Source organism: Candidatus Defluviilinea gracilis, from assembly GCA_016716235.1.
Lineage (GTDB): Bacteria > Chloroflexota > Anaerolineae > Anaerolineales > Villigracilaceae > Defluviilinea > Defluviilinea gracilis.
Map to the genome: position 1 here is coordinate 763,840 of JADJWS010000001.1, position 23,983 is coordinate 787,822.

At 54.6% G+C, this 23,983-nt stretch carries 19 protein-coding genes; 11 read left to right on the forward strand and 8 right to left on the reverse strand.

The genetic code is table 11. From position 1 onward, the window contains the following. Positions 1-35: 35 nt before the first annotated feature. On the reverse strand, positions 36-782 hold the full coding sequence (locus IPM31_03605; GenBank protein MBK9006058.1) for a sulfite exporter TauE/SafE family protein: 747 nt from the start codon (positions 780-782) through the stop codon (positions 36-38). A gap of 87 nt (positions 783-869) precedes the next feature. On the opposite strand from IPM31_03605, the gene IPM31_03610 reads away from it, so the two are divergent. From IPM31_03610 to IPM31_03630, 5 genes are all read left to right on the forward strand, one after another. Further along, positions 870-2,000: a hypothetical protein gene (locus tag IPM31_03610; protein MBK9006059.1), complete on the forward strand. Its 1,131-nt coding sequence runs from the start codon at positions 870-872 to the stop codon at positions 1,998-2,000. Then, a complete protein-coding gene (locus tag IPM31_03615) occupies positions 1,993-2,865 on the forward strand; it encodes a DNA adenine methylase (protein ID MBK9006060.1) in 873 nt (290 codons plus the stop codon). Before IPM31_03610 ends, IPM31_03615 begins: the two co-directional genes overlap by 8 nt. A 395-nt stretch (positions 2,866-3,260) precedes the next feature. Then, the gene (locus IPM31_03620; GenBank protein MBK9006061.1) at positions 3,261-4,139 is read left to right on the forward strand and encodes an alpha/beta hydrolase; all 879 of its coding nucleotides are present in this window, start codon (positions 3,261-3,263) and stop codon (positions 4,137-4,139) included. 8 nt (positions 4,140-4,147) lie between these two features. Beyond that, a complete protein-coding gene (locus IPM31_03625) occupies positions 4,148-4,810 on the forward strand; it encodes a TVP38/TMEM64 family protein (GenBank protein MBK9006062.1) in 663 nt (220 codons plus the stop codon). Between the two features lie 34 nt (positions 4,811-4,844). Then, positions 4,845-6,083 carry a glycosyltransferase gene (locus IPM31_03630; GenBank protein MBK9006063.1) on the forward strand — a complete coding sequence of 413 codons (1,239 nt, stop codon included), beginning with the start codon at positions 4,845-4,847 and terminating at the stop codon, positions 6,081-6,083. A gap of 155 nt (positions 6,084-6,238) precedes the next feature. On the opposite strand, the gene IPM31_03635 is transcribed toward IPM31_03630, so the two are convergent. Next, entirely contained in the window at positions 6,239-6,820 is a 582-nt protein-coding gene (locus tag IPM31_03635; protein MBK9006064.1) for a TIGR00730 family Rossman fold protein, read from the reverse strand. Between the two features lie 172 nt (positions 6,821-6,992). On the opposite strand from IPM31_03635, the gene IPM31_03640 reads away from it, so the two are divergent. From IPM31_03640 to IPM31_03665, 6 genes are all read left to right on the forward strand, one after another. Then, the gene (locus IPM31_03640) at positions 6,993-9,476 is read left to right on the forward strand and encodes an ATP-dependent Clp protease ATP-binding subunit (GenBank protein MBK9006065.1); all 2,484 of its coding nucleotides are present in this window, start codon (positions 6,993-6,995) and stop codon (positions 9,474-9,476) included. 284 nt (positions 9,477-9,760) lie between these two features. Continuing rightward, positions 9,761-12,424 carry a hypothetical protein gene (locus tag IPM31_03645; protein ID MBK9006066.1) on the forward strand — a complete coding sequence of 888 codons (2,664 nt, stop codon included), beginning with the start codon at positions 9,761-9,763 and terminating at the stop codon, positions 12,422-12,424. A gap of 314 nt (positions 12,425-12,738) precedes the next feature. Continuing rightward, the gene (locus tag IPM31_03650; GenBank protein ID MBK9006067.1) at positions 12,739-14,430 is read left to right on the forward strand and encodes a serine/threonine protein kinase; all 1,692 of its coding nucleotides are present in this window, start codon (positions 12,739-12,741) and stop codon (positions 14,428-14,430) included. Then, positions 14,399-15,907, forward strand: a complete 1,509-nt coding sequence (locus tag IPM31_03655) for a hypothetical protein (GenBank protein ID MBK9006068.1) — start codon at positions 14,399-14,401, stop codon at positions 15,905-15,907. The genes IPM31_03650 and IPM31_03655 overlap by 32 nt, the downstream gene beginning before the upstream one ends. A gap of 49 nt (positions 15,908-15,956) precedes the next feature. After that, positions 15,957-18,383 carry an endonuclease MutS2 gene (locus IPM31_03660; GenBank protein MBK9006069.1) on the forward strand — a complete coding sequence of 809 codons (2,427 nt, stop codon included), beginning with the start codon at positions 15,957-15,959 and terminating at the stop codon, positions 18,381-18,383. Between the two features lie 49 nt (positions 18,384-18,432). Next, positions 18,433-18,678, forward strand: a complete 246-nt coding sequence (locus tag IPM31_03665; GenBank protein MBK9006070.1) for a hypothetical protein — start codon at positions 18,433-18,435, stop codon at positions 18,676-18,678. Between the two features lie 161 nt (positions 18,679-18,839). Here the strand turns inward: IPM31_03665 and IPM31_03670 are convergent, their stop codons facing one another. From IPM31_03670 to IPM31_03695, 6 genes are all read right to left on the reverse strand, one after another. Further along, the gene (locus IPM31_03670) at positions 18,840-19,694 is read right to left on the reverse strand and encodes a TIM barrel protein (GenBank protein MBK9006071.1); all 855 of its coding nucleotides are present in this window, start codon (positions 19,692-19,694) and stop codon (positions 18,840-18,842) included. A 22-nt stretch (positions 19,695-19,716) separates the two neighbouring features. After that, a complete protein-coding gene (locus IPM31_03675) occupies positions 19,717-20,106 on the reverse strand; it encodes a diacylglycerol kinase family protein (protein MBK9006072.1) in 390 nt (129 codons plus the stop codon). A 19-nt stretch (positions 20,107-20,125) separates the two neighbouring features. Continuing rightward, positions 20,126-20,572 carry an rRNA maturation RNase YbeY gene (ybeY, locus tag IPM31_03680; protein MBK9006073.1) on the reverse strand — a complete coding sequence of 149 codons (447 nt, stop codon included), beginning with the start codon at positions 20,570-20,572 and terminating at the stop codon, positions 20,126-20,128. 51 nt (positions 20,573-20,623) lie between these two features. After that, the gene (locus IPM31_03685) at positions 20,624-22,738 is read right to left on the reverse strand and encodes an HDIG domain-containing protein (GenBank protein MBK9006074.1); all 2,115 of its coding nucleotides are present in this window, start codon (positions 22,736-22,738) and stop codon (positions 20,624-20,626) included. 107 nt (positions 22,739-22,845) lie between these two features. After that, on the reverse strand, positions 22,846-23,295 hold the full coding sequence (locus IPM31_03690; GenBank protein ID MBK9006075.1) for a GatB/YqeY domain-containing protein: 450 nt from the start codon (positions 23,293-23,295) through the stop codon (positions 22,846-22,848). A gap of 27 nt (positions 23,296-23,322) precedes the next feature. Continuing rightward, positions 23,323-23,952 (reverse strand): LysE family translocator, encoded by a 630-nt coding sequence (locus tag IPM31_03695; protein MBK9006076.1) that lies wholly within the window; start codon positions 23,950-23,952, stop codon positions 23,323-23,325. Positions 23,953-23,983 lie beyond the last annotated feature (31 nt).

A 23,983-nucleotide genomic window follows, 5' to 3' on the forward strand; every position in this document is an offset into this window, starting at 1 on the left:
AGCGATGAGTGAACCGATGGTGAGAGCCGGAAAGTTTAGCCTCGAAAAAAGTAGAGGATGGAAATGCACACGCCAATGACGATGACCATCCCCTTCAATACGGAGGGCTTGACGCGACCAGCCAGCCTGCCGCCGATCATCCCACCCAGCAACGCTCCGACCGCCATGACAATTGCCACAGTCCATGCGACTTTTCCCGAGAACAGGAAGAAGACCGCCGCCGCCACGTTGACGATGAACGATACCGCCTGCTTCAACGCGTTCAACCGCGTGAGCGTGTCATTGACGGTCAGTCCCAGCGCTGAAAGGAGCATCACACCCAGCCCAGCCCCGAAATACCCGCCATAGACCGAAGCCAGCCCTACCGGAAGCCATGTGAACGATTCGAGCGAACCATGCGATGCGCCCAGTCGACGCGTGAGCCATGCCCGGATCGGGTCCTGCGCGGCAAGCAAGCCCGACGCCAGCAGAATCAAAAATGGGACGAGGTCGCTGAACAACTTTTCACCGGTCTGCAACAACAAAAATCCGCCCAGCACGCCGCCAAAGATTCCGGCGGGTAAGACCAACCACAGACGTTTCCCCTGCCCGCGCAGGTCGTTGCGTTGGGCAAACGCCCCGCCGAAATAGCCGGGACACAGCGCGACGGTGTTCGTCACATTGGCAGTGACGGGCGGGATTCCCAAAAAGACAAGCATGGGAAAGGTGATGAGCGTCCCGCCGCCGGCGAGAGCGTTGACCGCGCCGGCGACTATGGCGGCAAGGAAGGCAAGGAGGAGCATGAGGTTGAGTATAGCATTGAGAGGGTCGCTTGTTGGTAGAGGGGAGGTGTTGTATACTCGATTCAAGTTTAATCACGAGAATTGAAAATGTCTGAGCCGCTACGCCTTCAAGGATTTATCAAAGATATGAGTTATCAAGCCCATTTAGCAAGCGGCTTGATAGAGTACGGCTTTAATGATTTTGACGTGAATAAAGCCAAATCCTTTGGAATCATTAATCATCCCAATGGACAAGTTGCCTACTCCAAATGGACTTCGCCCAAGCGCACAAGAACCTATCCTTTTGCGCGATTGTACAACACGTACAACTCACAGAAAATTGTGACAATTATTCCAGTTATGAAGGATGAGGGGCTGGATGGGGACTTAGACAAAATTCAATATTCCACCATTTCGTGGATGAATTTATTGAATGTGTATATTGTTTTAGCATATTACGAGAACGCCGAGAAAAATCGTAGTTCAACGCAAAAGAACAGGGATAAATTAACCAGTCAGAAGTTAAATGCCAAATCTGTCAAAGACCAACTTAAGGCAATAATTTCGTACAAACAAAGCGCCTTGCACTGGAATCGGACTTTGTTTGAAAACCGTTTTGTAGAAATCTATGAAAAAGCCATTACCTCGTATGAGATTATTTCATCTAAAACAAAAGTTAAAGTCCATCCTGGCAGAATAAAGCTTCAGTACCTTGAATCTGTAAGACAAGATTATCGCCGTTTCAGGGATATTTCCTTGAAGGGTTCTCAAGGGGCCGCGCTTCGAGAATCTAAAACAGAACACAACCTGGAATATTTAGAAGACGGTGGAAAAAGTGTCTTCTTGATCGAAAATTACCTTGGCGGCGTATATCATCTTACGGCTGATGAAGTTTTACGCGGTAGGAGTGGGTATATTATTCAAGAGTCAAAAAATTCCACAAAGAAGTTTTTGCCGTCAATTTCCGATATCAAAGATGGGTTGTTCAAACTGATATTGTTTGCCAACCTTCATTCGTTAAAAGTGCGGGGACGTAAGGTCAGGTTTTCAGCGCGTTTAAAGTTGACAGGAAACAAAGTAAAAGGCAATATCCAGTTTCCCTGCCGAAAAGTGGAATTTTATAATTTTGTCAAATTGAACAAGGTCTCAAGAGCATATCAAGAAATTCTAAACAAACTAAATCTAGAAGCAACCAATAACAAAAATCTCACCATTGAAATTAGAGGCAACAATGGCTGAGATAAAAACTCCCCTGCGCTATCCCGGCGGAAAATCACGGGCAATCAAGCAGATGAAACATCTTCTGCCGAAAGAGTTTGATGAATACCGCGAGCCCTTCGTGGGCGGCGGCTCATTTTTCATATACCTAAAGCAGAAAAAACCTGATCTGAAGATCTGGATAAACGATCTAAACCCAGAACTTTATTTTTTCTGGAAATACGCCCAAGCCGATTCAGAAAAACTGTCATGTGGAATATTAAAGGTTAGGAAGGAAAGGCGCAATGGGCAGGAATTGTTCGATGAATTGCTTCAAGTTGACGTCAAAACTCTAACCGAGTTTGAGCGCGCCATTCGTTTCTTTGTACTAAACCGCATCACATTTTCTGGCGTTGTTGAATCTGGCGGATTTTCGCAACTTGCGTTTGAAAGCAGGTTTACTGAATCTTCCATCGAACGAGTCGCAAAAATGGGGCAACTCTTGGATGGAGTGAAAATTACCCATTTGGATTATCGGGAACTCTTGAAAGATGGAGATAAGGAAGTGTTCACCTTCCTTGATCCGCCTTATTTCAAAGCAACCAAATCGCGGTTATATGGAAAAAATGGAATTCTTCATACCGAATTTAACCACGATGATTTTGCGCGGGGGGTAAAAGCGTGCAAACATTCATGGTTGATTACTTATGATGACTCGTCTGAAATTAGAAACAACTTTTCGTTTGCCAATATTTACGAGTGGGAATTGCAGTACGGGATGAACAATTACAAACAAGGAAAGGCTGAGAAGGGTAATGAGCTTTTTATTTCAAATTACGAACTTCCTCGACTATCCGAAAAAACAAGAAAGAAAACTCGCTCCGAAATGCAGTTGTCTTTGCTTTAAAAATTCAATTGTTAGTTTTTGGCGCGATCTGATAAGCAACAAAGATTTATTTTTGAACTCTCTCCCGCACAAGTGTGCCGCTAAGGGTCTGTAAATTAATAACTTCCCGTGTTTTTGTTCGCGAGCAGTTGTACTGCGAGCGGGATGCACGATTTGCCAAGCAAATCGAACTGCATCTCAACAAGGAATTTATATTTTTACGAACCCTAAGTGCCGCCACAAAGAACGAACAGAATGCCTTTTTCACTTGGCGACCGTAGCGCGCATTGCGGTCAATACCCTTACATGTATGGTAAAGAATCTAAACATAAAAAGCCTGAGGGGTTTTTGACAGCCTCCAACCCTTGCATTTGCCCATCAAAACTGCTATAGATGGGCAGATCAAGGAGATGAATGTGTCCACCTCTCAGCCGCCATCATATCAAACCTACTTCATCGACCTGCCCCTCTCGCGCCTGCACGTGTTGGAAGTGGGCGAAGGCGAACCACTCATCATGGTGCCCGCCACTATTTCAGAATGGGAAGACTGGCTCACCCTCGTCCAATTCATGGGGCAATGGTTCAAGGTCTATTTTTTCGAACTGCCCGGGCACGCGCAATCCTCGCCGTTCACAGGATCGTTTTCCAGCGCGCGGGTCGCCGAACTGGTGGAACAACTCGCCGACAAACTCGGATACGAACGCTTCAACTTGATGGGGTTTTCCTTCGGCGGCATCCTCGCCATGCGCGCCTTCAAACGCCTCTCCGCGCGCATCGACCGCCTGATCCTCATCGCCCCCTGCCTCGGGTGGAGGGCGCTTCCCTATTCGAAAACGCGGCTGACCATGTTGTATCACGTCATCCAGCAGTTCAAACGGCGCTGGGTACAGACCTTCTTCGTGAAGTTCGTGCGCAACCCCCGTACGCTCTCGATCGCCATTGCGTTTGTGCGCGCCATCGGCAAACTTGAAAACACCATCCCGCTCAAGAGAAAACTTCCGCGCACCACCACCACCACGTTCGATATTCTCTCCTCGCAGATCACCGAAATTTTAACGATGGAGTTCGACCCGCCTTCGGAAAAACACACAACGCCGTGTTACTTCGCCATGTCCATTTACGATCCGCTCCTGCGCTTCGATGCCACGCTGAGCATTGCCGAAACCCATTTTGCGGATATGAACGTCGTGAGACTCACCTACCCCTTCCACCAGCCGCCGCGTCCCTTTACCTTCGAAGAGTTGAATGAAGGATTCTACGGAACGGTCAACGCGTTCATGCGGGCGCGCGCATAATTCAAACCATGTCGTTACAAAAAATCATTCTTTATTCGTCGATCGCGTTATCGCTGATTCTATTGTGGGTCTATCGCCTGCCCATCATCGACTCTCTGCGCTGGTTCAGCAACCTGAACGCGGTGATCGAATCGATTCGCGGATACGGCTATTGGGGACCCGCCGTGCTATTCCTTCTTTTCATCCTCCAGGCGTTCATCGCCTTCATCCCCGGTCAGGCATTGATGATCGCCAGCGGCTACATCTACGGCTTCATCGGCGGCATCCTCATCACATGGACCAGCCTCGTGCTGGGCGGACAGATCGCGTTCTGGCTCTCTCGCAAATTTGGACGCCCCTTCGCCGAAAAATGGATCGCCCCAGCCACCCTCGACCGCTGGGATAAAAGCGCGGCGGGCCAGGGCGTGGCGTTCTACGTCATCACCCTCGTCATGCCGTTGATACCGAACGACGCAATGTGTTACGTGGCGGGTCTCGGCAACATGGAGCCGCGGCGCTTCCTACTGGCAAACATGCTGGGGCGCGGAATCGCCAGCATTCTCACGGTCACTGTCGGCGCGTACGTCAACCAGATTCCCGCGCTGATCTGGATCTTCCTCGCCGGGTTTATCCTTTTGGGAGTGGCGGGCTGGTTCGTGGCGCGACGCTACCAAAGGGCGAACCAGCCGTAAGTGAAGGATTGAACCGCGCCGGCGCGGAATCGCTATGAGAATCGCGTACATCACCCAATCCTACCCCCCCATGATCAGCGGCGCTTCGATCGTCGTCGAACAGCTTGCCAAAGGCATGGCGGAGCGCGAGCATCAAGTGCTGGTCATCGCGGCAAGCGATAAAAATCATCCCTATATATCCACCCAAAAAAATCTGACCGTCCAACGGCTAAGATCAATGCACCACCCCTTGCGAGTGGGTCAACGCTTCCTCGTGTATCCGCGCGCCTCCATTTTAAAAGCGCTCGAAAAATTTCGGCCGGATATTATCCACTCTCACGAGCCAATTCTTTGCTGGGTTGGTTTCGAATACGCCCAACGGGCGCACATCCCAACCACCTTCACCGTCCACATGCTGCCGTGGTACGTGACCGCCGTGCTCACCGATCGCGGCGGGCTGGATAAAGCCGTGGAAAAAGCGGGCTGGAAATACCTGGATATCCTCGCGCGCAAATCCACTTCGATCATTACCACCACCAAAACCGTTTCGGATATCGTGACCGGCGCCATGAGCATCGACTCGGAAACCATCCCGTGCGGAATTGACACGCGCCTGTTTCGCCCGCCTCTTTCCGACGGGGAAACTGCCGCCGCCAAGCGGAGACTGAATCTCCCCTTCGGCGTTCCCCTCATCCTGCACGTGGGGCGGCTTGACCCGGAAAAAATGGTCGAGCGCGTCATTCATGCCGCGGCGGAAGTGATGGACGTCTCGCCCGCGCATTTGGTGATCGTAGGAGATGGAAAAGAAAAGGAAAAACTTGTCAGCCTTGCCAACTCGCTAGGGATACAGAACCGCGTCCACTTTACCGGTTACATTTCAATGGATGACGGCCTGCCCGCGGTCTATCGCATGGCGAACGTGTTCGTGATGGCGTCGGAAGTCGAATCGCAGGGGCTGGTGCTCCTCGAAGCCGCGGCAAGCGGACTGCCCCTCGCGGCATTCGAAGCCACCTCCATTCCCGAAGTGGTGCATCACAACCGCAACGGGTATCTCGTTAAACCCGGTGACGTCCATGCCATGGCAGATGCCATCTCGCAGATCGTCGACTCGCCCGCGCTGGCAAAACAAATGGGCGAGGAAAGCCGCCGTCTCGCCGAACACTACGACCACGAGCGCGCGCAACTTCTGCATGAACAGTATTACAGAAAATTGATCAAGCAACAGTCGCTGGAAAAACGCGAAAAACCTTCTTCATGGAAACGCGTTAAAGTGTGGATGGGTCTCGGGGAATGATTGCATATATAGCAGTTCAAGCGCGTTGGCGTAAAACTCTGCCTGTGCTTGCAAATCTTTTATCCGAAGTTCAAGCCATGAAATATTCATGCTCACACATACTTCGACTATGAGACTACTCGACTACTCGACTAACAGACTAACAGACTAACAGACTACTCCTCCCTCATCCACCTCTTCACCGCGTCATGTGGATGTTCATACTTCGCCATCGCCTCCAACAATTTTACGGGGTCAGGGTCGCATGAGATCGAATTGCGATGTTCATTGAAGATGAAGCCTTCCTCCACCGCATGATCCATGGCGGCGAGCAGGGGCGCATAATAATTCCTCACGTTCAATAATCCCACAGGTTTTTGGTGCGCGCCGGTCTGCGCCCAGGTGATGGTCTCGAACAATTCATCGAACGTGCCGAATCCGCCGGGCAGGGCGATGTATCCCTCCGCGAGTTCGTGCATCCTTGCTTTGCGGGCGTGCATATCGGGTGGAACATCCATGCGGGTTAACCCGTCATGTGCAAGAGCCGGGTTGTTCATCGATGGGATGATGACGCCCACCGCTTCCCCGCCGGCAGAGAGCGCGCCGTCGGCTACCGCGCCCATCAAGCCGGTTTTGCCGCCACCGTAGACCAACCGAATCCCTCTGCCCGCGAGGAGAATGCCGAGGGAACGCGCGGCAGTAAAATAGTCGGAATGAACCGCATCCGAAGATCCGCAAAAAACGCAAATTGATTGCATATCATCCATCCTTTATCCAACCTTGCGAAGGTTGAGAACCTTCGCAAGGTTGACAACAAGAATTTTCAACCTTACATCATTGTATCAGCGTTGTAAATAAACTCTAATCTTTTTCCTACAACGACTCGTTGGGCTTTTTGGTAGAATACATCCACGTTCAGGAGAAAAAATCATGGCTGGAATGGAGCGATTTACACAGCGAGCAAGACGGGTTTTGAGCCTGGCACACCAAGAGGCTGAGCAATCCCGCAACAATAATATCGGCACAGAGCACTTATTGTTAGGTTTAATGGATGAAGAGGGCGGAGTAGCAGGGCGCGTCCTGCGCGAACTTGGAATGACATCGGACCGCGTGCGCGAGGTGATCCGCCGCGTTTCCTCCGGCTCGGTTGGGTTCGACCCCAGCCGCGTGGAACTCGCGGGCGACACACAGCAAGTGCTCGAACTTGCCGTAGATGAAGCGCGCCGACTCGGTCATCATTACATCGGCACGGAACACATTTTGCTTGGACTAGTCCGCGTGGACGGCGCGGCGTTGGAAGTGTTGCGCCGGCTCGGCGTGACGCCGGATCAGATCCGCCGGCAGACTCGCCGCGTGTTAAACGAGTCCGCTTCTTCCTCCCCGACGCCTGCCGGTGTGGGACCCGCGCGCGGCGCCCAGCCCAATCAGAAAACCCCGCTCATTGACCAATTGGCTTCCGACCTCACCACGAAAGCGGAAGAGAAAAAACTCGATCCTGTCATCGGTCGCCAAATGGAGATCGAGCGCGTGATTCAAATTTTGGCGCGGCGCACGAAGAACAACCCCGCGTTGATCGGCGAACCCGGCGTCGGCAAGACTGCCATTGTTGAAGGACTTGCTCAAAGAATTGTTGACGGCGACGTTCCCGCTCCATTAATGAACAAACGATTACTGCAACTCGATGTCGGCTCGCTGGTGGCTGGCACGATGTATCGCGGTCAATTCGAGGAACGACTCAAGCGCGTCATTGATGAACTCAAACAATCAGGCGCGATCCTTTTTATTGACGAAGTGCACATGCTCGTCGGCGCGGGCGCCGCTGGTTCCTCTGTAGACGCGGCGAACATCCTCAAGCCTGCGTTATCGCGCGGCGAATTGCAAGTCATCGGCGCGACGACGATGGACGAATATCGCAAGCACATCGAATCGGATGCCGCGCTCGAACGCCGCTTCCAACCCATCCAAGTGGACGAACCCTCCGAGGAAGAGACGATCCAAATCCTGAAAGGGATTCGCTCCGCCTACGAGGAACATCATCACCTGGTGATATCCGATGAAGCGCTCGAAGCCGCCGCGCATTTATCCACGCGCTACGTGACCGAACGCTTCCTCCCCGATAAAGCGATAGATTTGATCGACGAATCTTCCTCGCGCGTGCGCATGTACAAGAGTCCCGCCGCGAAACATGCTAAAGACCTATTTGGTCAGTTGAGGCAGGCAAGACAAAACCGCTCCCTCGCGCAAGAAGAAGGCAACAACGAAGACATCATCGAATGGCAGGAGCGCGAGACCGAATTGAGCGAGCAGATCGAACGCCTGCGCACCGGCTGGGATCGCGCGAGCAGTCCCGTCGTTTCGGCGGAAGATATTGCTGAAGTCGTCTCGATGTGGACGGGCGTTCCGCTCATGCAACTTGCCGAAGCAGAATCGCAACGTCTGCTCAAGATGGAAGATGAACTCCGCAAGGGAATCATCGGGCAGGAAGATGCCATCGTGGCGATCTCGCGCGCCGTCCGCCGCGCGCGCGCCGGGCTGAAAGACCCGAAACGCCCAATCGGTTCGTTCATGTTCCTTGGACCCACAGGCGTCGGCAAAACCGAATTAACCAAAACACTCGCCAAGTTCATGTTCGGCAGTGAAGAAGCCGCGATCCAACTCGACATGTCCGAGTTCATGGAGAGGCACACCGCTTCCCGTCTCGTCGGCGCGCCTCCGGGATATATCGGCTACGAAGAAGCCGGTCAACTCACCGAAGCCCTGCGCCGCAGACCGTATTCCATCGTCGTCTTCGATGAAGTCGAGAAGGCGCATCCCGAAGTGCACAACATGTTGTTGCAGATCATGGAAGAGGGTCACCTCTCCGATGCGAAGGGCCGCAAAGTGGACTTCCGCAACGCGATCATCGTGATGACCTCCAACATCGGCGCGGATGTGATCAAGAAACAATCGTCGCTCGGCTTCGCGCTCAAACGCGATGAAGTGACCGAAGAGCGCCTCTCGTATGAAGACATGCGCAAGAAGTTGAACGAATCGCTCAAACGCGCGTTCCGCCCCGAGTTCATCAACCGCTTGGATGCGACCGTGATCTTCCGCGCGCTCAACAAGGAAGACATCCAGCAGATCGTTACGCTTGAATTGGATAAAGTCGCCGAACGCCTCAAAGAACATGACCTCATCCTGACCGCCACAGCCGAAGCCCTCGCCTCCCTCGCGGACCTTGGGTATGATACCGAATTCGGCGCCCGCCCCCTCCGCCGGGTGATCCAGCAGAAGGTGGAAGATCCGCTCTCGGATAAGTTGTTGAGCGGAGAATTCCAACACGGCGATTCGATCCTAGTGACGATGAATGCCGACGGAGAGATCATCCTTGAGCAACAGGACCTTCCCGAAGTTGTGGAAGAGCCGGTGGTGTAAATTCGTTATCCCGCAGTTGAACTGCGGGATAACGTTTATGGAGAGCGGAGACCGTGGTCTCCGCTCTGTTGTTTTCCACGCCTTCGCAAAGCGGTGAGTCACACCAAGCGCCTCACCGGTGATTGACATGAAAATAGTATTTTTATACTATTCGGCAATTCAGCTATTAATGTTAAGATAGCCTTGTTATTTTGGGGACAAACAATTTGATTTTCAGTTGCTCAAGTGCGCATAGGACACGTCGTCAAATTGTGGATCAATTTATCATCCATAGGAGTTTTGTCATGAATCGAAATAAGTTGTTTGCGATCATTCTTGTCGGGTGCTTGGTTTTGGGGAATCTTGGTTTTACCACCCTGCCATCCGCGCTCACCCTCAGCGCGCCCGTGCTTGATAATTTCAACCGCGCCAATGGAGGGCTGGGAGCCAATTGGTTTGGCGCAACCACAGGCTACTCTATTTCATCCAACACGGTGGATGTGGGAAACGGCGACGGCATTTTTTGGGGCGCTCAGTATGGGGCAGACCAGGCGGCATTCGTCACTTTTTCATCCATCGACCCCGCTGGCTCTGACCAGGCGCTCTTGTTAAAATCTCAAAGCAAGACCAGCTGGTCGAGTGGGGTCCTCGCGGTGTCCTACAAGGCGGCAAGTCGGGTCGTTCAGGTATGGACTTTTTCCGGCACACAGGGGTGGGTCCAACGCGGAACAAACGTATCCGCCGCGTTTGCAAACGGGGATCGACTCGGCGCGCATGTGACCGCGACCGGGTTGGTGGAGATCTATAAAAATAATTCGCTCCTTGGAAGCGTCGATGCCAGCGGTTGGACCTACGCAACCAACGGCGGCTATATTGGATTAATTTTCATCGGCTCGCCCAATGCTTTTGTCGATGATTTTGGCGGCGGAACGGTGACTGGAGACAGCGCCACGAGCACCTCTGCGCCCGCCTCGTTAACGCCAACGCGCGCCTTTACCCCGGTCTACACACCAACGGCAACTTTCACGCAAGTAGCGGCGGCATCTCAAACTTTCACCGCCGCGCCGGGCGGGTTCCCACAATCGCCAGCCCTGGATACGTTCAACCGCGCCAATGGGAACCTGGGAACCAATTGGTTTTCCACAACAAGCGGCTATTCCATCGCGTCTAACCGCATGGATGTGGGATCGGGCGGCGCGATCTTCTGGGGCGCGAATCAATTCGGCGCGGACCAGGAAGCGTTTGCCGTATTTTCAAGCATCGGGCCTTCCGGGTCTGATAACGCCCTTCTTCTCAAATCGCAAAGCAGGACAACCTACGCAAGCGGAGTGATCGCAGTTACCTACAGACCGCAATTCCAAGCCGCGCAGATCCTCACATACTCCAGCGCGCAAGGATGGGTGCAACGCGGCTCCAACATCCCCGTCACCCTGGCGAACGGCGACCAATGGGGAGCGCGCGCAAGGTCGAACGGAAGCGTGGAAGTGTATAAGAACGGCGTCCTGATTGGAACATCCGATGCCAGCGGCTGGACGTATGCCGCCAACGGCGGATATGTGGGAATGTGGTTCATCGGCGCGAGTGACGCGCTTGCCGATGATTTCGGCGGTGGGAACATTTCCGGGAGCAGTGTGACAAATACCCCGGTAGGCATTGCAACGTTAACCCGCGTGCCGACCCAAACCTCCACATCGATCAGCATCCCCACTCTTACGCCAACGATTTTCACGACCGCAACCCGCACCTCGACGCCGGTCACCGGCGCTTCCTCGACTCCCACATCTGCTCCCTCTACGGCGGCGGTTTTCTCCATTGGCACAGGCGGGACCGATTCAACCCAGCATCAGCTCGTGCGCGCCGCAAACGACCGCGTGTATGCCGTCGTCAATCAGCAATCGTCGAGTGTGATCCGCGTCTACCGGACGGTGAACCCGGGATTACCCGCCTCCGCCGCAGACTTCACCGGTCCCATTCAGGTGACGGAAGCCAGCAACCCCATTTCGGTCGATGCGGTATATGACGGCGGAACGATCATCCACGTGCTGGTCAACCTGCAAAACAGCCAGATCAAGGACTATCCCTTCGACACCTCCACGAACACGTTCCGATCCCCCATCACGTTGGCGACCGATGGAGGCACGTTCCCTTCGTCTCCATACGTGGGCACTACGGGCGTATCCGGCATGGTGGATACCAGTGGAAATTTGCAGGTTGTGTATTGGAGCGCTACGAACCACATTCAACATCGCGCCTATACATATAATTCCACGCTGAATACGCTGACACCCTCCGGCGCTTTTACACAAGTGGATGCGGCAGGAAGTTCGAATCATCCCACGATTGCGGTTTCTCCGGTAGACAATTCGATCACCATTGCTTGGGTGTCTGAAGCAACCAACCCAGCCCGAATCTTAACGCGCACCAGGGCAAGCAACGGGGTTTGGGGTAATGTTGAAACTGCCAGCACATCCCCGGTCTGGCACAGCACCTCGGCTGGGTTGAATATCGATCAATCGCCAAGTTTGATCATCGACCCATCAGGGACAAAACACCTTGTGTATATTCAAGAGTTCGATGGAAGCATAGGCGATTACGGACGGATCCATTACGTGATCAACAACGGCTCCGGCTGGGTGGACCAGGCTATTAACGCTCTGACTCACGACCCGGCGCTGGCGATTAACAGCCGCGGCGAAATCTACATCATCGGGCATGGGCATCCGTTCAACTCAATCGGAGGCGCCACATCCTGTCTTTCGATGGATGACATGTGCGTGATCAAGAAGAATTCCAACGGAACATGGGCAAGCCCCACCCTGGTGATTGCGAATTCCGGCTCGGCGGCATTCGATTCCAGCCCATCGGTGAAATGGTCTGTGAAAGGCTTCAACCGACCGGAAACGATCGAATTCCTCTTTTTCAGCACGCCGTACGAAGCGCCAGTTCTGTACTACGCCAGATTGCCGTGAACCTTGTAGATAGGTTATCCCACACGATCTTCAAACTATGGGATAATTTCCAAAGGAACAGAGTACAAGAGAGCGGAGAAAATCTCCGCTCTCTTTCTTATTCTTACAGGACTTACGCAGTTGGCGGGCAGTTGTACTGCCGCCGCCGCAGCGCAACTACGGCTTGGGCATCACCACCACAGAGCGCCTACATTCGTCCAGCAGTCGATTTGCTTGGCAAATCGCGCTGGACGAACGAGACGAACAAGCATGATATTGAAATCGCAACTGAAATTGACCTCAAACCGTGTAGAATTGAACAAACAGGAATGAACATGGACACACTTCAACCCGGACAGATGCTTGGTTCCTACCGGATTATCAGTCAAGTCGGCAAAGGAGGGATGGCAACCGTCTATAAGGCGTATCAGCCGTCCATGGATCGGAACGTGGCGATCAAAGTCCTGCCGCGTCAACTGGCGGAGAGTCCGGAGTTCGCGGCGCGTTTCCAACAAGAGGCGCGCATCATCGCCCGGCTCGAACATCCGCACATCCTGCCCGTGTTCGACTTCGGCGAAAGCGACGGCGTCACTTATTTCGTGATGCGCTACCTCGAAGCGGGGACGCTCAAAACCAAGATGGAAGCGGGTCTGCTTTCGTTGAACGAAATCGACCGTCTCTTCACCCAACTCGCCGAAGCGTTGAATTACGCCCACGGGCATGGCATTGTGCACCGCGACCTGAAACCCGCCAACGCCCTCATCGACAGCGACGGAAATTTATTCCTCACCGATTTCGGCATCGCCAAACTGTTAGAGAGCGCCTCCCCCCGCCTCACCCAAACCGACGCGATCCTCGGCACGCCCGCCTACATCAGCCCTGAACAAGCCAAAGCGGAAAGCATCAACCAGCGCTCCGATATTTATTCGCTCGGCATCATCCTCTACGAAATGGTCACAGGCAGTGTGCCATTCGTCGCCGATACGCCGCTCGCCGTCATCCTCAAACACATCAGCGACCCGTTGCCGCCGCCGTCGATCATCAAAAAAGATCTTCCCGAACCTATCGAACAAGTGATCCTCAAGGCGCTCGCCAAAGACCCAAGTGATCGCTACGCCACCGCCGCCGAATTTCTCTCCGCATGGAAGCGCGCGCTCGAAGAAACGGGAACAGCCCGGCACACGCCAGACTCCAAACCCGCGCCTGCCTCTCACACATGGACGCCAAACGAGCAGACTCAGGGTATGCCTGCTCCTGCTCCCTCAACCGCCCCAGCCTCTTCAAGAGGATACACAGGCTGGATCGTTGGATGCCTTGCCGTTGTGTGTCTTGTATTCGGCGTGGCGGGCATCGGCATTCTCTTCCTCAATTGGAAAACGCCCGCCTTTCTGACTCCCGCCACATCGACTCCATTCCCAACTCAGCCCCCGCCTCCTACAGAAACCGCCGCGCCAATCAGTAACGTTCTCTTGCAAGATGATTTTTCTCAAAACGATCAATGGGGCACGCTCACCAATACGGATTACTCCATTGAATACGATGGCGAAGCATTGCGGATGAAGGTTTTCCAGCAGACGAGTTGGTTCGTGTGGAGCACGACAAGCGACACGGCGTACGAAAATATCCATATCGAAGTCACCGCCACCAACAACGACGGCGAATCCTCCACCGCGTTCGGAATCATGTGCCACTTGCAAGCAACCAGCGATTCGTACTACTATCTCGTCATAACCCCCGGCGGAAATTACGCGATCGCCCTGACCAAAGAAGGCGAGACCGATCTATTCCTGACCAACAACGATCAGTGGGGTCATTCCGATTTGATCGTAGAAAACAAGGCTACCTACCGTATCGGCGCGGATTGCGGCAACGGCAGGCTCACCCTGTATGTGGATGGTCAACAGATCGCATCGGTGACAGACGGCACATTCGCCAGCGGCATCGTCGGGCTGTACGCCTGGAGCGGTGAAGATGTCCGCACGGCGGATGTCACTTTTGACGACTTCATTGTCACAACGCTTGAATAAATTTATCACCGAACGCGCGGCGGCAGTCGCCGTTTTCCTGCTGTTTATCGCCGCCGCCGCGTACTATAACCTCCCCGAACCTGAATTCCTCAACACCAAATTCGGCTGGGAATATGGCAACATCGCCGAATCGCTCGCCCTCGGGCGCGGGTTCGCCAATGCCTTCACGCCGCAGAGCGGTCCCACCGCGTGGATGCCGCCGCTGTTCGTGTTCTTCCTCGCGGGCGTGTTCGCAGTGTTCGGCGTCAAATCGCTGGTTGCGATGTGGGCGGTGTTCATTTTCAAATACGCCGCGCTCGCCGTTTCGCTTTATTTTTTACTCGCCATTGCCCGACAAGCTGGATACGGAAGATACGCACACCTTCTGTCGTTGATCTTCATCGCGTTGGTCTTTTTCAACCGCGATACTTTTTTCCGCTCCCTGCATGACGACTGGGTGAATCTATTTTTTGTGTGTTGGGCGTTGTTTGCCCTGGTCAGGCAGGCGACTGCATCGTTCACAGAGGCTCGCCCGCATGTATATTGGCTGGCAATTCTTTTACCGCTGACCAATCCCGTCCTGACACTGGCTTTTGCCGTCGCGGAGGGATTCCTCCTCTTAGCCCGTTCACGAGACGGGTCGCGCCCCCACCGATGGAAACCAGCCGCACTCTTCGTCCTGCTCGCCGCATCCACACTGGCATGGACGGCGCGAAATTATCAAGTGTTCGGCGCGCTCATCCCTATCAAATCCAATTTTTGGTACGACTTCTATCAGGCAAACGCTCTCGATCCCGACGGGCTGACCTCCAACGAAACGTTCGCCAAATATCACCTCATCAATAAAAACGAAAATCAACAACGTTATCTGGCGGAAGGGGAAGCCCGCTTTACCGAGTCATATTACAACTTATCCATAGCATGGATCCGCGCCCACCCAGCGCAATTGCTCGCCAACATCGGCAGGCGGTCTTTCAGCGCGTTCGTCTATTCGCATTACGTGGAGGATATTCCGCACACCACGCCCAACGCGCTGACCATGGCAGACATTCTAACCCTGCAACAGGCTGGGCTTATCTACATCGACGAATCAAACGTGCCGTACTGGATTTCCACCACCCTGTCTCAACGCGAGTTCGAGGCGCGGATCGCTCCGCTGGAACTCAACGATCCCTCCGCAGTGGTTCAGGATTGGTCGCGTCAAACAGCGGCGCTCGAGGCTCATAAACGGAGTTGGAAGATCGTGTTGAAAACCAGCTTCCTGTCCATCATCCCATCGCTCTGCATCGCCATTGGGTTACTCATCGGAAATATTCGCGGCAACCCAGCCTTCTCGCTTTCCACTCTGCTCTACGTGATTTATCTTGCGCCGTATGTCCTCACATCCTTCTATCGCCGCTATCAAGTTCCGTTGATCGGTCTCCAATCCATTTTCATATTCCTGGTGGTCTGCGCGTTCCTTGAGCGGATACTGCCAAAACAATTGTCGCAGAAATAATCGGACGTTCTTCCGCTTTTGTTTGCTCCATTGTTATAATTCCCCCGCAATGGATTCCAAAACCCTGCAAGTCCTTGAATATCACAAAGTCCGCGAACGGCTCAAAGCCTTTTGCGATTTTTCCGCGTCGATGGAACTGGCGCTCGCCCTCGAGCCGACCGATTCATTCGACCTTGCGATTGCCCGCCTCGCCGAAACGACTGAGGCGCGTTCGTTATTTTCCACGAACGACAACATCGGCATCGGTGGCGCGCACGACATCCGCCAAGCCGTTGACCTCGCCGCGCGCGGCGGCGTGCTCGACCCCGAGCAATTGCTGGATATAAAATCCACTCTCATTTCGTGCCGTGAGTTGAAGAAATCGCTCGAGCGCAAAACGGATGAAGCCCCGCGTCTCTCCCAAATTGCGGTTGGTCTGCCCGACCCTCACGGAATCGTGGACTCGATCACACGCATCCTCTCGGATCGCGGCGAAGTGTTGGATTCCGCCTCGCCGAAACTCGCCGACCTGCGCCGCGAAATAAAAATCGCGCACGGACGGTTGATGTCGCGCTTGCAAAAATATCTCACCGAGTCTGCGAACAAACTGCAAGAGCCGATCATCACGCAACGCGACGGGCGTTACGTCATTCCGTTGCGAGCCGAGTTCAAAGGGAGTATCAAAGCCGTCGTCCACGATCAATCCTCCAGCGGCGCGACATTGTTCGTAGAGCCTCTTCCCGTCGTGGAGCTCAACAACGAACTGCGCGAACTCGAATTGAAAGCCCGCGACGAGGAACGAAGAATCCTTGCCGAAGTTTCCGCGCAAGTCGGCGAACACGCAGAGGAGTTCAAATACGGCGTTGAAAATCTTGCGATGCTCGATTTGATTTTTGCAAAAGCAAAATACGCGGATGAATTGAAGGCGAGTGAACCGATACTGGGTCAAAGGTCAAAAGTCAAAGGTCAAAAGGTTTCTAAGGACGATGACCTTCGACCTTCGACTTTCGACTTTCCACAAATCAACATCTCTCACGCCCGCCACCCTCTCCTCGATCCTCAAACCGTCGTGCCGATTGACGTGAACCCAAAAGAAGGGACACGCGCGATCATCATCACGGGACCGAACACGGGCGGCAAAACGGTTTCGCTCAAAACGGTCGGCTTGCTCGCCCTCATGGCGCAAAGCGGATTGCACATCCCCGCGCAGAGCGGCTCGGAGATTCCATTTTTTCACAGCGTGTTTGCCGACATCGGCGACGAGCAATCCATCGAACAATCGCTCAGCACGTTCAGTGGTCACATCACCAACATCATCCGCATCCTCAAACACATTGACCACCGTTCGCTCGTCATCTTCGACGAACTCGGCGCGGGCACCGATCCGCAAGAGGGCGCGGCGTTGGCACGCGCAATTTTGAGTCACCTGCTCGAAAGCGGATGTACGACTCTCGTCGCGACGCATTATCCCGAACTCAAAACGTTCGCGCACTCCACCGAAGGCGTGGTCAACGCGTCGCTGGAATTCGACATCAGGACTCTGCGCCCGACGTATCACCTCACGCTTGGACTCCCTGGCCGTTCCAACGCGCTCCTCATCGCCCAGCGACTCGGTCTCTCCCAGCCGATCATTGACTCAGCCAAAGGAGAGATTCACCCCGACGACCTGCGCGCCGACAAACTGCTCGACGATATCCGCAAGGAACGCAACCGCACCTCGCGCGAACGCCAGAAGTTGGAGAAAGCGCGCGACAGACTCGAAGCGCAAACCAAAGAGATAGAAAAGCGACTCGAAAAAATCGAAGACGAGCGTCGCGAAGTCCTTGCCAAAGCCCGAGCCGAGGGCGAACTCGAAGTGGCGGTGTTGAGAAGCAACATCGATTCGCTCAAGTCGCAGTTGAAGAGGGCGAAACAACCGCTTGAAGCCATCAAATCTATTGAAGAGAAGATCGAAAAGGTTGAAGAAAAAATTACAACCCCCGTCGAACGTCAAATGTCGAAGGTCGCGGAGCAATCGTCAATCGTAAATCGTAAATCGTCAATCCAATTGGGAGAGCGCGTCCTCGTCAGCACGTTGAACGCCGAAGGTGTGGTGACAGCCCTCGGCGAGTCCGACGCGGAGGTGCAGATCGGGAGTCTGCGCGTGAGGGCGAGGCTGGCGGAGTTGGTGAGGAAGTCCGAAGACACGTCGAAGGTCGAAAGTCAAACGTCAAGCGACCTTCGACCTTCGACCTTTGACTCGGGAAAGTCTCCAGGGCTCGAATTAAACCTGCGCGGCAAGTTGGTAGATGAGGGACTCGATGAGTTGGAAAAATATTTGGAGCGCGCGTATTCGGCGGGATTGTTGTTCGTGCGGATCGTGCATGGCAAAGGGACGGGCAAGATGCGCGACGCGGTGCGCAACGCGTTGAAGTCGAGCGAGTATGTTTCTTCTTTTGAAGAGCCGAAAGATCATGAGGGCGGAGCGGGTGTGACGGTGGCGAAGATTGCGAAATAACGGAAGAGGATTAGAGAACTAGAGGATTTGAAAGTAGAAGGAGTCGTTGATGTCACTTGATGATGCGATCAAACAAATGACCGATGCGATTAAAGCGGCTTGCCCGATTGCCGAGGTGAAGACGGCGAAGATGTCGGACGAAGAGGCGCGCTTGAGCGTGTACGCTCCCGCAGGCGACATGCAGAAGATCAAAGACGCGACCTTTCAACCCGCCATTGAATTATTGAACAAAGAGGGGATGGATCTTCAAGTGTTCGTCTACGACAAAGACGCGCCGCCATTAAAGGGCGGATAAAATCATTAGACTTTATCGGTAATAAGCCGAACAAACCCTCTTGGACGCTGACCGCGTAGCGCGCAAAACAGGCGGATTTTGTTCTTTGAATCAGCGTTGGTCAGCGTTGGTCAGCGTTGGTCAGCGTTTTTCTGCGTACCCATTTTTATTTCCGATAGAGTCTATTCTTTCTCGCCGCTTACTTTCATCCACGCCTTTTTCATGTTCAGCGCGTCGTCTTCCATGATCGGGCTTTCGCACAAGATACGCCCCCCGCACCCGAACTCCTTCAACACCTGAAACAGAAAATTGATCTTGAGATCAGATTCCGCCAGCGCCAGGTGATTCTTCTCGCCTTTGGGACCGTATTCGATTCCCGATAAATGGATGTGCAGTTTCTTCAACGCTTCTTTCCCCAGGGCGGCTTGATACGCCTCCAGCAGTTTGGTCCACTCTTGAACGGTGTTCATCGTCCCATCGCCGGGGCGGGCGTGCAGGTGGGCAAAATCCAAACAGGGTTGCACATTCTTCATCGCCTTGCTCATCTCCAGCGTATCGTCCAACGAACCTAGCATGGCAGACTTGCCCATCGTCTCCGGGCGCAGGATGACCGGGTTGCCCTGCTTCTTCAACTCATCGACGCAACCTTTCAAACGCGGGATGGAAACCTTCAACACGTCCGCGGGCGGGCGCTCAAAATATGAACCGGGGTGAAAGATAATATCCGTCGCGCCGGCGAGGTTGCCATAGCGCGCCGCATCCATCAGGCGTTTGCGCGACTTGGGCCATTCCTCATCCGTCGCGTTCAAGTTGAAAAAGTACGGCGCGTGCACGCTCAACAAAACGCCTTCATCGTTTGCCGTCTTCTTGATCGCCGCGCAGGTCTCCTCAGAAACGCGCACCGATTGCACCCAGCCCAACTCGAACGCGGTTAAGCCGATGGATTTGCTGAACCTGATCGCCCCCACCGAACCGCCCGGCTTCTTGGGCGTGCCAACGGGCGAACCGACCGTGCCGAATTGGAAAGATAGCGCCATGACAATCTCCAGTCTCAGGAATTCAGTTGCCAGCAAACAGTATCGTCAGCCGCGCCCAAAATGGCGGGCCCAAAATCAACAACCCGATCAACACGCCCGCCAGCGCGGCGATCAACACCGCGCCCGCGCCCACATCTTTGCCCACCTTCGCCAGCGGATGTTTCTGCGGGCTTGCCAGGTCCACCACCGCCTCGATGGAGGTGTTGATGAACTCGGCGGTGAACACCATGGCGATCGTCAGGAACAAGACCGCCCAATCGCGCGGGGGAATCTGCAACCACAAACCGAGCAGAATAACCAGCGTGGCGGCAAGCGAATGGATCCACGCATTGCGTTGGGTCTTCAATACATATTGCCAGCCGCGCAAGGCATGACCGATGGCGGCGAGGCGGGATAGAAGGAAAGATTTCATAGGGTGGATTGCGCGACGCCTATTCCTCTCGAATTTGAATCGTGCCCAAACCCAATGAGTCTAAGATCTCGGCTTGGGCTTTCCACATCGTTGCTTTTTCTTTCGGCTTCGCATGGTCGTGACCCAACAAATGCAACACGCCATGCACCACCAGCAGTTGCGCTTCCGATTCGAGCGCGTGCCCCGCAGTTTTTGCCTGCGCCTTCGCTCGAGGGATCGAAAGGAGGATGTCGCCGAGGTAGGGCGAGCCAGTGTCAGGGTCCGATTCGGAGGCGGGGAAGGAGAGCACGTCGGTGGGCGCGTCGATTCCCAAATAATCCCGATTCAGTTGTTGCAGGCGTTTGTCGTCCGTCAGCACAATGGACAAGTCCGCATCGGGCGATTGGTGTTGATGGAGCAACGCCGCGCGCGCCGCGCGTTCGAGAAGCTTTTCAGGAAAGTCGAATTTCGATTCGATGTTGATCATCTGGTGTTCATGTCATTCTAAGCCCTTCGACAGGCTCAGGGTGACATATCATTATTTTCTCGGCGCGGTCAGCACATTCGTCGCGGCCGATTCATCCTTCGGGTACGACACGCGCGGATGGTGCGTGCCGCGCAAAATATTGACGAACGATTCGGTGATGATGCTCAGGTCGCGCAGGGTGAGTTGGGTGTTATCGAGTTGGCCTTGTTTTTGCGCGCTATCGATGGTGGATAACACGATCTTGCGCAGGTCTTCTTCGGTTTGCGGGCGTTCGGCGCGGGCGCGGGCTTCGGAACCGTCTGCCAGCATGAGCAGAGCCGATTCGCGCGAGCGCGGGCGCGGACCCGGGTAGCGAAAGTTGTCTTTATCCACTTTCGAGGCGTCTCCGCCGGCGGCTTCGACGGCTTTGTTGAATTGATAGCGCGTGATCATCGTGCCATGATGCTCGAGGATGAAATCGTCGATGCGGCGCGGCAGGCGATATTGGCGCGCCAGCGCGACGCCATCGGTGACGTGGGCAACGATGGTCGCCGAGGCTTGGGCGGGATCCATATCGTCGTGCGCGTTCATTTGTCCCTGCGGTTGGTTTTCGATGAAGAACATTGGGTTCATCGATTTGCCCACATCATGGAACAACGCGCCGACGCGGGTGAGCAGGGCGTCTGCGCCGATGAGTTCGGCTCCCTGTTCGGCGAGGTTCGCCACTTGCAAACTGTGCTGGTAGGTGCCGGGCGCGCTTCGTAAAAAGAATTGCAATAACGGCGAATCGGGACGCGAAATTTCGATGAGTTGCAACGCCGTAGTGAGACCGACCGTCTGCGCAAGGAAGTATTGCAATAATAGCGCGATGCTCGAGGAGGCAAGCCCGCTGATGATGGCGGCTCCGCTGAGTTCGAGCAAGCCAGCCCCATCCGTCGGGGTGAACGGGAGGCGGAAGGCGATCAACACGATGATGCCCGCCCAGGCAACGGCAATGCCCGCGCGGAAGAACGTCCACACGCGCCGCGCCGCGCCAAGCACGAGCACGCCGGTCAGCGAGGTGACAAGGTAATACGGAAGCAGGTCTGGCGTGTTGGGCAGGGCGTATGGAGCCAGCAAAGCCATTGCCACTGAAAAGACGATGCCCACCTCCACGCCGAACATGGTGGCGATCAACAACCCCATGGCGGGCAGTGGAAAGGCATAGGACACCACGGTTCGATCGGGGATGGTTGCGCGCACTGCCACGATGAAGAAGATGAAGATCAACGCGACGGCAAGCAGGTTGCGCGCTTCGAGCAGGAATGCCATGCGCCGCCGCGAAAAATATAAACGCACATACATGGCAACGATCAATACTAACGCGCCCGCGCCGAGATAATCCTGCCAGAGCGTCTCGGTCTTGATCAGTCCAAATTGTTCGAGCGCTTCGCGTTGGGCTGGCGTGATGATCTGCCCGCGCAAAACGATGATCTGCCCTACTTTATATTCCACAGTAATGGGCGCCACCGCGTCCATTGCGGACTGTTGGGCAGCTTCGGTCAATTCGGCGTTCAGCGCGCTATTCGGCTTGATAAAGACCGTTACCAATTCGGCAATCATGGCTACTTGTTCCTCGTCGAACGAGAAGCTGACCAGCGAAGGCACACTGCGCCGCACGGTATCCGCGTCCTGTTCGCGGATGCTCCGCCGCATGACCTGTTCGAGCACGCTCAACGCTTCTCCTTTGATCGAATCCCAGCGGGCGGGCGTTAGCGCCAACACTTTTTCGATGGTCTCCGGTTGCAGGTTGAGTTCGCTCATCGAATCAAGGATGGAAAATTTTTGTTCGGCGATGAGCTCGTCGTTATCGCGGATGAGTGTGATCTGGGCAAGCGCGGCGCGGAGGCGGTCGGTCTGCTGGCGGGCGATGGCGGGGTCCGGTGACGCGTACACCGGAGCGACAGCCTTCGCGGCGGCAAGACGCGCGTCTTCGGTGCGCGCTTTGCTTTCAAATTGCAGGGTGCGCGGGGCTTGATAATTGTTCGGGGAAACGTCTCCCGCTTGCAAACTGGTTGTGGCGGGGTTGATCAGCAACGGCAAAACGAGCGCGCCGTATGAGATGACGCTCGCAACCGCGAGCAGGGTAATTTGGAACGCGCGGATGCGCGGAGGCGTTTGCCGATGCCGCGCAGGAATGATCCCCATATTAGTGCGGGTAGATCAGCCGCAGAGCCGCAAAGCCACGGAGAGTCTTGAATACAAATTCTCCGCGCTTCTCTGCGCGCTCTGCGGCAACAAGAATTGACGTCATGTTACTTGGGTTGGAGGATGTCCTTCACTGCCGCGCTAACCATGTCGTTTGGCGCGCGCCCCGCCACTTTGGGCATGAGAATTTTCATCACTTTGCCCATGTCGCCGGGACCCGCCGCGCCGGCTTCGGCAATGGCGGCTTGCACGAGCGCGCGCAATTCCTCGGCGGGCATGGCTTTCGGCAGGAAGACTTCGAGCACTTTGATCTCGGCTTCGTTGGCTTCGACCAGGTCGGAACGATTCGCTTTCTTCGCCTCCTCAATAGATTCGCGGCGGTTCTTCAATTCTTTTTGGAGTAAATTCATCACCGCCGCATCGTCGAGTTCGATGCGCTTATCCACTTCTACTTGCTTCACCGCGGCGAGCGCCATCCGCACCGTGCGTTTGCGAACTTCGTCTCCGCTCTTCATGGCGTCTTTCATGGATTCGTTGAGTTGCGTTTTGATTGTCATGGGGAGGATTATATCTTGAAATGAAAATCATTTCCTCGTCCCGGTGAGCGCGGTGGTAATCCCCAACGCCACATAGACCAAACCCGCAAAGTATCGACCGCCGGTTTGGAATCTCTGGTTGCCGCGCAATTGATCGGCAAATGCACTGATTGCCAGCGCGTACAGGCTGTCTGTGACGATTGCCAGCGCGACAAAGATCAAGCCGAGCAGAAGGTTTTGCGCGATGACATTTCCACGCGCGGGGTCCACGAATTGCGGAAGGAAAGCGAAGAAGAACAACGCGGTCTTTGGGTTGAGGATGTTCACCGCCACTCCCTGCCAGTAGATTTGATGGAGGCTGTCCTGTTTAATTTCCTCGTCTGCCGCTTGTTCCGGTGAACGTAATTTGCGGATGCCGAGATAGATCAAATATCCCGCGCCGAGGTACTTCACCACATCGAACGCCAGCGCGGACGAAAGCAGGATCGCGGAAAGCCCCAGCCCGGCGGCGACCGCCTGGATCAAGTTCGCCGTTTCGATGGCAAGCACAGAGACCAGCCCGGCGGCGCGTCCCTGACTGGCGCTACGGGCAGTGATGTACAACACAGCCGGTCCTGGCACGAGGAGCAGGGCAACCGCCGCGACAATGAATAATGAGAGTTTGGATGGATCGATCATGGTGTCTACCTGCCTGACAGTTTTAAAAATG

Excerpts from the sequence above, each read along its gene's own strand:
- IPM31_03605 (MBK9006058.1), bottom strand. The coding sequence starts at position 782 with ATGCTCCTCCTTGCCTTCCTTGCCGCCATAGTCGCCGGCGCGGTCAAC.
- IPM31_03610 (MBK9006059.1), top strand. The coding sequence starts at position 870 with ATGTCTGAGCCGCTACGCCTTCAAGGATTTATCAAAGATATGAGTTAT.
- IPM31_03615 (MBK9006060.1), top strand. The coding sequence starts at position 1,993 with ATGGCTGAGATAAAAACTCCCCTGCGCTATCCCGGCGGAAAATCACGG.
- IPM31_03625 (MBK9006062.1), top strand. The coding sequence starts at position 4,148 with ATGTCGTTACAAAAAATCATTCTTTATTCGTCGATCGCGTTATCGCTG.
- IPM31_03630 (MBK9006063.1), top strand. The coding sequence starts at position 4,845 with ATGAGAATCGCGTACATCACCCAATCCTACCCCCCCATGATCAGCGGC.
- IPM31_03635 (MBK9006064.1), bottom strand. The coding sequence starts at position 6,820 with ATGCAATCAATTTGCGTTTTTTGCGGATCTTCGGATGCGGTTCATTCC.
- IPM31_03640 (MBK9006065.1), top strand. The coding sequence starts at position 6,993 with ATGGCTGGAATGGAGCGATTTACACAGCGAGCAAGACGGGTTTTGAGC.
- IPM31_03645 (MBK9006066.1), top strand. The coding sequence starts at position 9,761 with ATGAATCGAAATAAGTTGTTTGCGATCATTCTTGTCGGGTGCTTGGTT.
- IPM31_03650 (MBK9006067.1), top strand. The coding sequence starts at position 12,739 with ATGGACACACTTCAACCCGGACAGATGCTTGGTTCCTACCGGATTATC.
- IPM31_03660 (MBK9006069.1), top strand. The coding sequence starts at position 15,957 with ATGGATTCCAAAACCCTGCAAGTCCTTGAATATCACAAAGTCCGCGAA.
- IPM31_03665 (MBK9006070.1), top strand. The coding sequence starts at position 18,433 with ATGTCACTTGATGATGCGATCAAACAAATGACCGATGCGATTAAAGCG.
- IPM31_03670 (MBK9006071.1), bottom strand. The coding sequence starts at position 19,694 with ATGGCGCTATCTTTCCAATTCGGCACGGTCGGTTCGCCCGTTGGCACG.
- IPM31_03675 (MBK9006072.1), bottom strand. The coding sequence starts at position 20,106 with ATGAAATCTTTCCTTCTATCCCGCCTCGCCGCCATCGGTCATGCCTTG.
- ybeY (MBK9006073.1), bottom strand. The coding sequence starts at position 20,572 with ATGATCAACATCGAATCGAAATTCGACTTTCCTGAAAAGCTTCTCGAA.
- IPM31_03685 (MBK9006074.1), bottom strand. The coding sequence starts at position 22,738 with ATGGGGATCATTCCTGCGCGGCATCGGCAAACGCCTCCGCGCATCCGC.
- IPM31_03690 (MBK9006075.1), bottom strand. The coding sequence starts at position 23,295 with ATGACAATCAAAACGCAACTCAACGAATCCATGAAAGACGCCATGAAG.
- IPM31_03695 (MBK9006076.1), bottom strand. The coding sequence starts at position 23,952 with ATGATCGATCCATCCAAACTCTCATTATTCATTGTCGCGGCGGTTGCC.